We start from the raw sequence: 14,453 nt of genomic DNA, 5'->3' as shown, positions 1-14,453 counted from the left end.
TCATGGATAAGCGCATTATTGTATTTTTATTTCTTTCATACAGCAGTGTCATGAATGCACAAAGTTCATTAAACGGCATTTACCGCCTACATAACATTCAGGATATGGCCGCTGCCTTTCAGTTTCTTCCTGATAATACATTCGAGTTTTTTTATTCCTATGGCGCTGTTGACCGCAAAGCAAAAGGAACTTACACCTTTGATGGCGACACCATTAAATTAAACAGTGATAAAATTGGAGGTGCAGATTTTGAAATTACAGAACAGCGTATCAGTGGTAAGACTTATAAAGTTGTTGTTCGTGACGAAAACCAATATCTGACACAAAAGGTAAAAGCAATTGTTACTTTCGGCAATCTGACAAAAGAATTTGAAGCTAATGAAGATGGCGTGATAAACATTGACACAAAAAATTGCGAAAAAATATTTTTAGTTCATGAGTTATATCCTGATGTAGCAAGCACAATAAAAGATGAGTTAAATGCCAATACCTACTTTGAAGTAAGGCTCAAACCATCTTTGGAAGACGTTAGTTTTAAAGGAATTAACCTCATAAAAACCGGAGAAAACTTTAAATGTCTGCCAAACTATTTTCTGCCTTTTTCTAATATACTTTTTGTTAAGGAAGATTAAAGTCATTGTTGTTTTGTTCAGCATTTCTTAACTTTTTGTTTTGATAATGGTTAACTTTTTTGGGCAACTTTGTCTGCTTTAATTTTTAAATCCATAAGAAATGAGAATTTTACTTGTAATCCTAACAGCAACATCAGGTGTATTAGCACTAACATCATGCAAACAAGCACCAAAACAAGAAAACGCAAACACTGCAGCCAAGACAACACCTGAAATTGAAATTGTAGCAGATCGCTTTGCCGATATTCAAATGCTCCGTTACACTATTCCGGGTTTTGAAGAACTCAGTCTCCCACAAAAACAATTAGCCTACTATCTTTATATGGCAGGAATGTCGGGGCGTGATATTTTTTATGATCAGAAAAACCGTTACAATCTTCAGATAAGAAAAACTTTAGAAACAATTCTTGAAACATATCAGGGCGATAAAAACGAAGACAACTACAAAAAATTTATGGTCTATGCCAAGCGTTTTTTCTTCAGTAATGGCATTCATCATCATTACTCAACTGATAAAATGATTCCTGAATTTGATCCGGCTTTTTTAGACACATTAATTTCAAAAAGCGATTACAGCAAAATGCCTAATGAAGGGAAAAAAATTGAAGAGTTTATTTCATTTTTAAAACCAATATTATTTGACCCGAAACTTGATGCCAAAGGAGTTTCGCTTGCAGCAGATGTTGATAATGTAAAGGCTTCGTCAAGTAATCTTTACGAAAATGTAACACAAAAAGAAGTTGAGCAGTTTTATAAAAACAAAATTCTTCCCGGTGTAAAAGAGCAACCATCTTGGGGATTAAACTCCAAAGTGATGAAGGTAAATGGAAAAATTGAAGAACAGGTGTGGAAATCGGGAGGCATGTATGGTGCTGCCATAGATAAAATTGTTTATTGGCTCGAAAAGGCTGTTACCGTTGCAGAAAACGATGCCCAAAAAGCTACCCTTGAAGCATTGGTTAAGTTTTATAAAACCGGCAATTTAAAAGATTATGATGATTACTGTGTTTTGTGGGTTAAAGATACTGCAAGCCGCATTGATATTGCCAATGGATTTATTGAAGTATATCTCGACCCAATGCATAAAAAAGGGGCTTACGAATCGGTGCTTAGTCTTAAAGACCTGGAAGCTACTAAACGTATTGCAGCAATCGGCAAAGAAGCACAATGGTTTGAAGACCACTCTCCTATTTTGCCTGAACATAAAAAGAAAAATGTAAAAGGAATTTCGGCAAAAGTGATAACAGTAATTAACGAGTGTGGTGATGCTGCTCCATCAACACCTATCGGTATTAACCTACCCAATCAGGAATGGATTCGCGAGAAAGTGGGCTCTAAATCTGTTTCATTAGGAAACATAGTTGCTTCTTATAATTATGCTCGTGCCAAAAGCCCGATGATTGATGAGTTTGGCGAAAATCCTCAGGTGATTGAACGGGTTAAAAAATATGGTGCCTTAGCCGGTGATCTTCATACCGACATGCATGAAGTAATTGGTCATGCATCGGGAAAAATTAATGAAGGTGTTGCGGGTACAGATGTAACCTTAAAAAACTATGCAAGCACATTGGAAGAAGCACGTGCCGATCTGGTAGCACTATATTACATAACCGATAAAAAATTAATAGACATTGGTGTGATGCCATCTATCGAAGTAGGCAAAGCAGAGTTTGATTCTTATATCCTTAATGGATTGATGACACAGTTGAACCGCATTAATCCCGGTAACAATCTTGAAGAGTCGCACATGCGCAACCGTCAGCTTGTAGCATCATGGGTTTACGAAAAAGGCAAACAGGATAATGTAATTGAACGCATTACCAGAAATGGAAAAACTTATTTCAAAATAAACGACTATGACAAACTAAGAACACTGTTTGGAGAGTTGCTAAAAGAGATTCAACGTATAAAATCCGAAGGTGATTATACTTCAGGGAAAAATTTAGTAGAAAATTTTGGCGTAAAAGTAGATCAGGATTTATTAAAAGAAGTTCACGAAAGATATAAAGCATTAAACATTGCACCTTATATGGGATTTATTCAACCCAGGTTAGTTCCGGTAATGCAAGGCGATAGTATCACTGATGTTAAAGTTGAATACAACAATGATTTTCTTCCTCAAATGCTTGAGTATGGAAAAGAATTTTCTTTCTTGCCTATCCGAAATTAAGCATTGCTGTTATTTTGCTCAGAAAATTGTTCAATTAAAAAATGCAGGGTATCTACACCATCGGCATAATCACTTGCCGATGGCTTTTGCCCTTTACCAAAGGGTATTTCTTTTCCTGTAATCTTATCAGCCGAAATGATACATTGTATTTTATCAGCTTCATCGGTTAGCAATTGTTGCAGTAAACTTTGATTGTCATAGGTTTCATAGTGTATTACTGAAACCGGAGAGGCAATACTTTGCTGTTCTAACAAATGCACAAAATTATTGGTAAGAAAAGGAACGCTTTCCATTAAATATATTGCCCGGTAATAATCGTAGTTGTTGATATATTTATTATGTAATAACAATTCATTACCATAAGGCTCAATTGCTTTAAAAAAGTTCTCGAAATTATAACCCACCGGCACCATTAGCTTTGATACATTGCGGCAACCTAACCCAAAATAGGAGAATATATCATCTCCCAATGCAAACAATTCTTCACTTGTTTCATTACCCTTCAAGACAGCTACACTGTTTCTGTTTTTCCTGATAACATGTGGCACCTTACTAAAATAATAATGGAAATATCGTGCTGTATTATCTGAGCCGGTTGCAATAACTGCATCGGGCCTTTGCAATTTGTCCACAAAAGAAATCCGATTACCTAGTTCTGCATTCTCACTTTTTATGATAGCGGCTATCCACTCCATTAATATTCTATCAGATGATGAGGGTTTTATCTGAATTTTGTTACCTGAAACTAAAACTGTCATCAAATCATGAAAGCCCACAGCAGGAATATTTCCCGCCATCACCACACCAATACTTTTAGGTAGTTGCTCTGTTAAACTATAGCAGCTAATCCACTGTTGTAAAGATTCAGGTTGCAACATAGAAGCTATAGCCTTCAACGACTTAATTTGGTTATGTGCGGTAAACCAGGGATTATTGACCTTAGCGGTATCAACAATACCCTCCAGTGATCCATTTGGATACTGCTCACAAAATGCCTTAATTCTTTGCCCTACACGGATAAAGGTATTTACAATATTTTCTGTCTGCGACATAAAACTTTTTTTTAAAATTAAAGTAAAACAGGTTTGTACTAACTTTTTGGTATTAAAACTTGTTTGTAAAATAAATTTATATTTGCACCAACACTTCAAATAAAAACACAAAATTATGGCTATTATAATTACTGACGAATGTATTAACTGCGGAGCCTGCGAACCCGAGTGCCCCAACAATGCTATTTACGAAGGTGGTGCAGAATGGCGTTTTTCTGATGGTACCACTGTAAAAGGCATGTTTAACAAAATGGATGGTACAGCCATTGATGCCGATACCCCTCAAACACCTGTTAATTTGGACCACTACTATATAGTTCCGGATAAATGTACAGAATGTGTTGGCTTTCATGACGAACCACAGTGCGCTTCGGTTTGCCCGGTTGATTGCTGTGTTGACGATGAAAACGTTAGAGAAACAAAAGAAGCTTTGCTTGAAAAGAAATCACGCATGCACCAATAATAATTGATTGAAATTGTTTAAAATCTGCTGCACGCTTTTAAATATGTAGCAGATTTTTTCGTTTAATACAACATGGTCAGAATAGCTTTTACTTTTATTATTTTACTTTATACTACCGGCAACACATTTGCACAACTTCAAATGTTTGCTGACAGTGTCATTAAAGGCAGTAGCGATTCAATAAGGCAGCAATATCAGTTACGACTCACTGATGCCATGCAAAAATTTCTTGCTACCGAACAATCATTCAACACTTCATTCGATACAATACCTTCTATTTCAACGATTACATCAGCCGATAACCTAATCAGGTTTTATCAGTGGATACAACCGAATATGGAAACTCAAACTTACAGCATTCATGGGATGATGCAGGTAAAAGACAAAAAATCTAAAGCAATAAAAATATTTACGTTAACAGATGGTGCTATGGATAAATACACTGCATCAGACAAAATTTTAAATACCGATAATTATTTTGCAGCTATTTATTACAGCATCATCCCAGTAAAAGAAAATAAAAAAACCATCTACACGCTCCTTGGCTGGCGAGGTGTTGACAACAGGACTACTGTCAAAACAATTGATGTTTTGCATTTTCAAAAAAACAAACCTGTCTTTGGTAAAAAGATTTTTAAAGCCCCTGCAAATATGCTACCTGTGATGAGTGCTGAAAAATGTACCCGGGTTATATTTCAATACAATGCTCAGGCAGTCATGAGTTTAAAGTACTATTCAAAAGGAAAAAAAATTGTTTTCGATCATTTAAGTCCACCAAAAGCTACTTTAAAAGGTGCTGAAGAAACTTATGGACCTGATTTTACTTATGATGCTTTTATTTGGAAAAAAGGCAAATGGCAAGGCAAAAGTGATATTGATATGAGAAATAGCCATAACACTGATGGCCAGAAAATTACCCCTGTAAAAGATTCTGAGTTGCGGAAGTAGTTAATTGGCTTTAAAGAGCTAATTTTGCCTTCCGAAATATCAGTTAAAAAACAATTTAATATATTAACTATGCGTAAACATAATTTTGGTGCCGGTCCTGGTGTATTACCGGAAGTTGCAATAAAGAAAACACAAGAATCTCTTTTAGATTTTAACAACAGCGGAATGGGCGTGATGGAAATTTCGCATCGCAGCAAAGATTTTGATGCTGTTCTTCAAAAAGCAAAGTCGCTGGTAAAGGAGTTACTTCACGTGCCTGATACGCATGAAGTACTTTTCTTACAAGGTGGTGCCAGCACACAGTTTGCCATGGTACCAATGAACTTTCTTAAAAAGAAAGCTGCATACATTGATCAGGGTGCTTGGAGTAACAAAGCTATTAAAGAAGCCAAACTCTTTGGCGAAGTTGAAGTGATTGCATCAAGTAAAGACAAAAACTATTCCTATCAACCAAAAGGATATACGATACCTGCTGATTGCGACTATCTGCATATCTGTAGCAATGAAACCATTCACGGCACTCAGGTAAAAAATTTTCCGGCAAGCCCTATTCCTGTAATATGCGATATGAGCAGCGATATTTTTTCACGTCCTGTTGATGTTTCAAAGTTTGACATGATATATGCAGGTGCACAAAAAAATATGGGCCCTTCAGGAGTAACACTTGTCATCATTAAAAAAGACATTGTTGGTAAATCCGAAAGAGTGATGCCAACCATGCTCAACTATAAAACGCATCTTGAAAACGATTCGCTATACAACACACCTCCTGTAATTGCGATTCTTGTTTGTATGCATGTATTAGAGTGGTTAAAATCAATTGGTGGCGTAGAAGCAATGCAAAAGATTAATCAACAGAAGTTTGATATGTTTTATAATGAGGTTGACACCAATCCATTATTTACTGGAACTGCAGCACCCGAAGACCGATCACCCATGAATGCTTGTTTCCTTTTAAAAGATGCCTCCATGGACGAAGCCTTCTTAGGCAAAGCAAAAGAAGCCGGCATTGTAGGTATTAAAGGTCATCGAAGTGTAGGTGGTTTTCGTGCAAGCATGTACAATGCACTTCCTGTTGAAAGCGTAAAAGTATTGGTACAGGTGATGAAAGATTTTGCAAAAACAAACGGTTAAAAAAAATTTCAGTTATGATTAAAATATTAGCCAATGACGGCATTGATGCTGCTGGAAAAAAAATATTTGATGCAGCAGGATTTTCGGTTTCTACAGATAAAGTACCTCAGGAAAAACTTGCTGAAGCACTTAAGAATTTTGATGCTATATTAGTAAGAAGTGCTACTACTGTACGCACTGATGTTATTGATGCATGTCCAAATCTTAAAGTAATTGGTCGTGCCGGTGTAGGTATGGATAATATTGATGTAAAGTATGCCCGCGAAAAAGGACTTGCCGTTATAAATACTCCGGCTGCATCATCACAATCAGTTGCAGAATTGGTGTTTGCACATTTGTTCACCGGAGTGCGAATGCTGTATGATGCCAACCGCAACATGCCAGCCTGCTCTTCCAAAGAAACATTTGAAAAACTGAAGAAATCATACTCCGCAGGAATAGAACTAAAGGGAAAAACAATAGGTATTATTGGTGCCGGACAAATTGGTAAGTGCGTAGCTGCCATAGCAGTTGGTTTGGGAATGAACGTTTTATTTCATAGACTCAACAATGAAGATGTTGTAGTAGATATGGATTTTCACCCTGCATTAGGACAGAAGAAAATCACTATTACTTTTAAATGTGTGTCTTTCACTAAACTACTTATTGAGAGTGATTTTATTACGCTACATGTGCCATTTCCAAAAGGTAGCGCACCGGTTATCGGGAAGAAAGAACTTGACCTCATAAAAAATGGTGCAGGCATTGTTAACACAGCACGTGGTGGAGTAATTTCAGAAGCCGATTTGATTGAAGCACTTAATTCAGGAAAAATATCATTTGCAGGCATTGATGTTTTTGAAGGCGAACCAATTATCAACCAAACACTTTGCACACATCCTAAAGTAACCTTGTCACCACACATTGGTGGTTCAACAAAAGAAGCACAAGAGCGCATAGGGATTGAACTTGCAGAAAAAGTAGTTGAATATTTTACTAAAAAATAATATCAGAATTAAAATATAGCAAAAAGTATGGCAACATTAAAACCATTCAAAGGAATAAGACCCAAAAAAGAATTAGTAAAGCGAATTGCTTGTCGCCCTTACGATGTACTTGACGAAAAAGAAGCACGTGCAGAAACTAAAGGCGACAAAATATCATTCTATCATGTTATAAAACCTGAAATTGATTTTCCGGACGATTTCGATCACTATGCACCTGAAATTTATAAAAAAGGCAAAGAAAATTTCGAAGCCATGTTTAAAGACGGAGTGTTTTTTCAAGACAACAAAGACTGCTACTATATTTATGCACAAAGCATGGACGGACGTAAACAATATGGCATAGTAGGCTGTGCTGCTGTTGACGATTACATGAATGATGTTATCAAAAAACATGAACTTACACGTCCGGATAAAGAAGAAGACCGTAAAAACCACGTACGTGTTTCCGGATTGAATTATGAGCCTGTATTTTTTGCCTATCCACAAGTCAGAAAATTAGATGAGTTGGTTGAGCATATTACCTCTGCTGCTCCCGAATATGATTTTGTAACTGACGATCACATTGGACATCAGTTCTGGATAGTGAACAACGATTCTGACATAAATATTATCACAGAAGAGTTTGCAAAACTAAAAAACACCTACGTTGCAGATGGGCATCACCGCACAGCTGCTGCTGCTTTGGTTGGCAAAGAAAGACGCGAAAAAAATCCTTCACACACAGGAAAAGAAGAGTACAACTTTTTTCTGGCAGTGCATTTCCCCGACAATCAATTAAAAATAATGGATTACAACAGGGTTATTAAAGACCTGAACGGAATGGATGCAAAACAGTTTATTGACAAGCTGAAAGAAAATTTTGTTGTTGAAGAAAAAGGAAGTGATGAATATCGTCCTGCAGCTTTGCACGAGTTTAGCATGTATCTGGAAGGCAAATGGTATAAATTAAATGCCAAACCGGGCACTTTCAATGATAAAGACCCTATTTGCGTTCTTGATGTCACTATCTTATCAGATAAAGTTCTGGCACCTTTGTTAAACATCACCGACCTGCGCAAGGACAAAAGAATTGATTTTGTTGGCGGACTTCGTGGTCTTGGTGAATTAAAAAGAAGAGTTGATAACGGAGAAATGAAGGTTGCTTTTGCACTTTATGCAGTAACTATGCAGCAACTTATTGATATTGCCGACAATAATCTTATTATGCCACCCAAGGTAACCTGGTTTGAGCCAAAACTTCGTAGTGGCCTCGTACTGCATTCATTGGACTAAATTTCTTACCGTCAAGTATTTAACAACCTGCTGTTGACTGTCTGCCCGACAGGCACTGCAGGTTTATTCATATTTTTTACCTTTGACCTCAATTTGAGAGAACCAATATAAGCTTATGATGCATGACGATGACTATGATGGACTTGATGATCAAGGTGAAAATTTAGGTAACAACGTTCAGCGCTTTGAAGAAATGCTGCGCAATCATGAAACCTACTTTTTTGATGCCGATTCGCTGATAAAAATTACCGACTTTTATTTAGAGAAGTTTGACTATGATAAGGCTATGGAAGTCATAAAATATGGTCAGAATCTTCATCCGGACAATACTGCTTTTAAAGCAAAAGAAGCCTACATCACTCACCTTCAGGGCAACTCTGAAGAGGCTCTGGAAATGATAAATCAGCTTCTTACCGTAAACCCAAAAAATGAAGACCTTTATCTGATTAAAGGTCTTATCTATAATTCTTTAGGAATGTTTCCGGAAGGACGTAAAACATTCAAAGAACTTTTGTCATTCACAGAGTTTAAAGAAGATGTTTGCTTTCATATTGCACAAACCTATCTGCAAACATTCGACTATCACGGAGCCATACATTATTTTAAAAACTGCCTCTTCGAAAACAAAAAAAACGAAGTTGCTGCCGATGAGTTGAGCGAATGCTTTGACCGTGCAGGAAGAGCATCAGAAGGCATCACTTATTTTCAGGCATTAATTGATCAGGATCCTTACAATGCATTGTTCTGGTTTCATTTAGGACAAATGTATCAGTGTTGCATAGAGTATGAAAAAGCTATCAATGCATACGACTATTGTATTCTGATTGACGAAAACATGGACGAGGCCTATATACAAAGCGGACAGTGTCACATGTTGGCAGGTAATTATGAAAAAGCTATTCAGGCATTTAAGCAAAGTTTTGAATATAACACCCCTGAAGCATTTGTTTATGATAATATAGCACAGTGCTATTTTGAATTGGGAAATCATGAAGAATCACGGAGCTATTTTAAAAAGGCTGTAAAAAGTAATCCTTCATTTCACAGCTCATGGTATGGCATTGGAATGACTTTGTCGGAAGAAGAGCGGTGGTATGAAGCCATTCACTATCTTAAAAAAGCAATTGAACTGAACAGTGATATTAGTGATTATTGGTTTTTGCTTGGAGACTGCGAACGCGAATTAGGTAACTTTGAAGAGGCTGATGAAGCTTATAGAAAAGTGATTGAAATGGACCCGGATTTTTTAGATATCTGGTATGAGTATCCCGAATTTCTGATGGAACAAAACCGAACAGATGAAGCACTTCAATATGCTTATCTTGCAGTAAAATATTTTCCAAATGACATTGCAGTACATTTGCGATATATCATTTTACAATACAGAAATGGTAACATAAAAACAGCCTACAGTTTGCTATCTGCTGCCATCAACAACGAAGAAAATATCAGGGAAATTATTGAAGAGATATACCCTGAACTTTTGAATGACTCTAACATTCAGAAAATTTTAGAACAAAACAATTAGTGACAATGAATTTTGAATTGAGTCAAGTGCCTTCACGAAGTATAAAACCTCGTGAGAATGGCTTAACCATGGTTATGGATAAAGGCCTCAGCCTTCGTGAAACAGAAGATTTTATTTCCTCCTCAGGCGAATTTACCGATTTGGTAAAATTAGGTTTCGGAAGTAGTCTGATAACCCCGAATCTGGATAAAAAAATCGCTCTATATAAAGAAGCCGGGATACCGATCTACTTTGGCGGAACATTGTTAGAAGCATTTCTTATAAGAGATGAGTTTGACAAGTACCTGAAAGTTTTATCTAAATACAAGATGGAATATGCCGAAATATCAGATGGCTCCATCGTAATTCCACATAAAATAAAATGTGATTATATTAAAAAGCTTGCCAAACACGTAACAGTAATTTCAGAAGTAGGATCAAAAGAAGAAGGAATAATTATCCGTCCAAACGTGTGGATTCAAATGATGGAACGTGAATTAGAAGCCGGTGTTTGGAAAGTAATTGCGGAAGCCCGCGAAAGTGGTACAGTAGGCATTTACCGTCCAAATGGAAAAGCACACGTAATGCTTATTAATAAAATAATTTCCAGAGTACCTGCCGATAAAATTATATGGGAAACGCCTCAAAAATCGCAGCAGGTTTATTTTATTAAGCAATTTGGATCTAATGTGAACCTGGGCAACATTGCACCCAGCGAAGTAATAGCGGTTGAATCGCTGCGCTTAGGATTAAGAAGTGATACTTTTTTCCATTTTCTTGATAAAGACTCTATCAATAGATTTACCAACTAAACTTACTGCTTTTCAGCACTAATCGTGCCTTGTAAAGTTGTACTTTTGCAGCCGCCCAAAAGGGGTAAGATTTTATATTTCCATTTCCTCTACATTCTTGACTGCAAACACAAAAATAAATTTAAAAAAACTGCTGATAATTTTTCTATTGGCGGGGTTCGTTGCAAAAATTGCCATTGGATTTCACCTTAAAGAATCCTTTCTGAATCGTGGTAATTCAAAAACCTATCTTAATGCGCTTGCAAGCAATTTGTATCTTAATGGTGAATATAGTCTTGTTCAGGGAATTCCTTCTGTTGACTATGAGCCATTGTATCCGGCTTTAATGAGCATCAGCTATGCTGTTACAGGATATAATTGGCTAGGTCTGACCATTCTTCAGGCTACTCTGCATCTCATTACCTCTCTCTTGTTATTTAAAATCGGCACCAGGCTTTTTCATCCCATTGCAGGTTTTTTTGCTGCATGTTATCATGCTTTATATCCCTATCTCTTTACCTATTCGTTTTCTATTTACGACACTACACTTTTTGTTTTTCTTCTTGTATTGATTATTGATTTATTGCTTACAGAAAAACTTTCTTCGAAAAAACTTGTACTTGCCGGAATTATTATTGGTCTGGCATTCTTAACAAGAGCAACTATCATTACCTTTCTTCCAGGTTTGTTTCTCTATGTATTCTATCGCTACTTCAAATCCGAGAATATAACAGCGGCATTTATCAGTTGCTCACTAATTGTTGCAGGAAGTCTTCTGGCAATGGCACCTTGGTTGGTAAGAAACTATGCACTAACAGGAAAATTATTAATCAGCACTCATGGGTCATTCGGCATGTGGCAAGGCAACAATCCTTTGTCATTCGAATATCTTAAAGCAAATAAATCATTAGACGAAATTTATAGATTAAGCCCGCCAGTGCCCATTTATGCACAGTATCCACTTGCCGCACGTACACCTGATGAGGCAGTAAAAGCAGCTGCAGCCTATCAGCAAGAGGCTGTAAATTGGATAAAAAACAATTTCCCTGAATTTGTTTCTATGGGTTGGCTTAAAGCAGAAAAACTTTGGAGTTGGAATCGCAACCCTGATAGTAAAAGTGTGAAATTCGGAAGCAATGAAGGACGTAAATCCGTTTATCTTATTTCATACCTGCCATTGTTACTACTCTTTCCCTTTGGATTGATAATATTATTTAAAAAACATCCGCCTGAGGCATTTATGCTGTTACTTATCTTACTTGCTTTCACCGGTGCACATGCCATTGCTATTGGGTTCACCAGAGCACGCATACCTATTGATTTTTTCCTGATGTTATGTAGTGGCATAACCATCACTTACTTAATGCAACGCTTTTTTCCATCCTTTTATCTTAAATTTAAATCATCATGAGCGACAAAAAATATACGGTCGTTTTTCTGGGAAAACTACCTCCACCCTACATTGGCCCTTCTGTTGCCTGCGAAATTATTCTCAACTCAAAACTCAAAGATGAATTTAATTTAATTCATCTCGACCTTTCAGATAAACGCGACATCAATACATTAGCAAAACTCGATTTTACAAATTTTTATCTGGCCTTTAAACAATATTTTCAATTGTTCTGGTATTGTATTCGCTATCGTCCAAATCTTGTATATGTTCCGGCAGGGCAAACCAACGTAGGCTACACACGCGATGCAGGTTATATTCTCATCGCAAAGCTTTTTGGCATTAAAGTGCTTACACACCTTCGTGGTGGATATTTTCTGAACTGGTATAATGAAAGTGGAAAAACAATGAAAGCTTTTATTCGTTTTGTACACAAAAAAGTAAACGGTCAGATTGTGCTTGGCAATAACCTTCGTAAATTATTTAACTGGATTGTTCCGGATGAAAAAATTTTTGTTATTCCCAATGGTGGTAATTTTCCGGTTAACTACAATGAGCGAAACAACAGTAAAGTTAAAGTACTATTTTTAGGGAACTATGTGCGCACCAAAGGTGTTTTAGAAGCATTGTATGCAGCACCATTAGTTTTTGAAAAAAATAAAAATGTAGAATTTGTGTTTGCCGGAGAATGGCGTGAAGCAGATGTAAAAACCGATTTTGAAAATTTTTTACAACAGCATCCTGAACTTCCTGTTATAAATCATGGACCTGTGAAAGGTGATAAGAAATTCAGCATTCTGAACGAAGCTGATATTTTTGTTTTTCCAACATACTATCGAAACGAAGGTCATCCATGGGTTACCGTTGAAGCTATGGCTGCCGGACTGCCTGTAATTTCTACAGACCATGCAGCAATCTCCGAAAGTGTACATGACGGCAAGAATGGTTATCTGGTAGAAAAGAAAAATATTAATCAGTTAGCCGAAAAAATAATTATTTTGGCAAACGATAAAGATTTGAGAAACAAAATGGGAGCAGAAAGCAGACGTATCTACCTGGAAAATCTGACAGAAGAAAAAATGGTTGAACGGATGGGTCATGCATTCAGAAGTGTAATAGAGAATTAAATTTTATTAAATTGAAAAAAGTATTAGTAACCGGAGGAGCAGGGTTTATTGGCAGCAATTTATGCGATGCCCTATTGGCTAATGGCCTTTACGAAGTTCATTGCCTTGATGTGTTTGACGATTTTTATGATCCTACCATAAAAAGAAACAATATTTCGGAAGCTTTAAAAAATAAAAACTTTTTTTTACTTGAAGGTGATATTCGTGACACTGCTTTTATTGATAAAATATTTCAACAACCATTTGATATTATAGTGCATCTTGCAGCACGAGCCGGAGTGAGACCAAGTATTGAAAACCCCTTGCTTTATGAGGATGTAAATATCAAAGGAACTGTTAACCTTTTAGAGAAGGCAAAAGAAAAAAATATCAAACAATTTGTTTTTGCCGGCAGCAGTAGTGTTTATGGAATCAACCCAAACACACCATGGAGTGAAAACGATTTTGTATTAAAACCTATCTCTCCTTATGCATCAACAAAAGTTTCATGTGAACTTGCCGGGCATACCTACTCTCATTTATACGGCATCAGGTTTATCTCCCTCCGTTTCTTCACAGTGTTTGGCCCACGTCAACGACCTGACTTAGCCATACATAAATTTTTTAAGTTGATTCGTCAGAGTAAACCAATTCCATTCTTTGGGAATGGCGAAACAAGTCGCGACTACACCTTTGTAGGCGACATTGTGAATGGCATTATTGCAGCCATGCATTACGATAAAAGCAATTATGAAATCATAAATCTTGGTAATAACAGAACCATAAATCTGAATATGCTAATTACAGCTATCGAGAAAGAAGCCGGCAAAAAAGCAATTCTCGAAAAACTACCTGACCAACCAGGTGATGTACCTCATACATTTGCCGATATTGCCAAAGCAAAAGAATTACTCAACTACAGTCCTGCTACAACTTTAGAAGAGGGATTGATAGCATTCAGAAAGTGGTTCGATCAAAATTATTCTTCATAAACAATCTAAA

The 14,453-nt window shown here is 36.6% G+C and carries 13 protein-coding genes; 12 read left to right on the top strand and 1 reads right to left on the bottom strand.

Annotated elements, in window-relative coordinates:
• Positions 1-2 precede the first annotated feature (2 nt).
• Both V9G42_05675 and V9G42_05670 read left to right on the top strand, forming a co-directional pair.
• A complete protein-coding gene (locus tag V9G42_05675) occupies positions 3-632 on the top strand; it encodes a hypothetical protein (protein ID MEI2758911.1) in 630 nt (209 codons plus the stop codon).
• A 100-nt stretch (positions 633-732) separates the two neighbouring features.
• On the top strand, positions 733-2,802 hold the full coding sequence (locus tag V9G42_05670) for a dihydrofolate reductase (protein ID MEI2758910.1): 2,070 nt from the start codon (positions 733-735) through the stop codon (positions 2,800-2,802).
• Here V9G42_05670 and V9G42_05665 read toward each other — a convergent pair.
• Entirely contained in the window at positions 2,799-3,854 is a 1,056-nt protein-coding gene (locus tag V9G42_05665) for an acyl-CoA reductase (GenBank protein MEI2758909.1), read from the bottom strand. The two genes, V9G42_05670 and V9G42_05665, sit on opposite strands and share 4 nt — an antisense overlap.
• A gap of 115 nt (positions 3,855-3,969) precedes the next feature.
• Between V9G42_05665 and V9G42_05660 the strand changes: the two genes are divergently transcribed.
• From V9G42_05660 to V9G42_05615, 10 genes are all read left to right on the top strand, one after another.
• Positions 3,970-4,317, top strand: a complete 348-nt coding sequence (locus V9G42_05660; GenBank protein ID MEI2758908.1) for a 4Fe-4S dicluster domain-containing protein — start codon at positions 3,970-3,972, stop codon at positions 4,315-4,317.
• Positions 4,318-4,389: 72 nt separating this feature from the next.
• Positions 4,390-5,265 carry a hypothetical protein gene (locus V9G42_05655; protein MEI2758907.1) on the top strand — a complete coding sequence of 292 codons (876 nt, stop codon included), beginning with the start codon at positions 4,390-4,392 and terminating at the stop codon, positions 5,263-5,265.
• 69 nt (positions 5,266-5,334) lie between these two features.
• Positions 5,335-6,399, top strand: coding sequence for a 3-phosphoserine/phosphohydroxythreonine transaminase (gene serC, locus V9G42_05650; GenBank protein ID MEI2758906.1), 1,065 nt, complete (start codon positions 5,335-5,337; stop codon positions 6,397-6,399).
• A gap of 14 nt (positions 6,400-6,413) precedes the next feature.
• Positions 6,414-7,385: an NAD(P)-dependent oxidoreductase gene (locus tag V9G42_05645; protein ID MEI2758905.1), complete on the top strand. Its 972-nt coding sequence runs from the start codon at positions 6,414-6,416 to the stop codon at positions 7,383-7,385.
• 27 nt (positions 7,386-7,412) lie between these two features.
• Entirely contained in the window at positions 7,413-8,657 is a 1,245-nt protein-coding gene (locus V9G42_05640) for a DUF1015 family protein (protein ID MEI2758904.1), read from the top strand.
• A gap of 115 nt (positions 8,658-8,772) precedes the next feature.
• Complete coding sequence (locus tag V9G42_05635) at positions 8,773-10,185, top strand: tetratricopeptide repeat protein (protein MEI2758903.1); 1,413 nt, start codon at positions 8,773-8,775, stop codon at positions 10,183-10,185.
• Between the two features lie 5 nt (positions 10,186-10,190).
• Positions 10,191-10,976: a phosphosulfolactate synthase gene (locus V9G42_05630; protein ID MEI2758902.1), complete on the top strand. Its 786-nt coding sequence runs from the start codon at positions 10,191-10,193 to the stop codon at positions 10,974-10,976.
• A gap of 148 nt (positions 10,977-11,124) precedes the next feature.
• On the top strand, positions 11,125-12,366 hold the full coding sequence (locus tag V9G42_05625; protein MEI2758901.1) for a glycosyltransferase family 39 protein: 1,242 nt from the start codon (positions 11,125-11,127) through the stop codon (positions 12,364-12,366).
• Complete coding sequence (locus tag V9G42_05620) at positions 12,363-13,472, top strand: glycosyltransferase family 4 protein (GenBank protein MEI2758900.1); 1,110 nt, start codon at positions 12,363-12,365, stop codon at positions 13,470-13,472. The genes V9G42_05625 and V9G42_05620 overlap by 4 nt, the downstream gene beginning before the upstream one ends.
• A gap of 11 nt (positions 13,473-13,483) precedes the next feature.
• Entirely contained in the window at positions 13,484-14,443 is a 960-nt protein-coding gene (locus V9G42_05615; protein ID MEI2758899.1) for a GDP-mannose 4,6-dehydratase, read from the top strand.
• Positions 14,444-14,453: the final 10 nt, after the last annotated feature.

This window comes from Bacteroidia bacterium, assembly GCA_037045145.1.
In the GTDB taxonomy this organism is placed as follows: domain Bacteria; phylum Bacteroidota; class Bacteroidia; order AKYH767-A; family OLB10; genus OLB10.
Note: the sequence above shows the minus strand (reverse complement) of the source record. Positions and strands in the feature narration are given on the sequence as shown.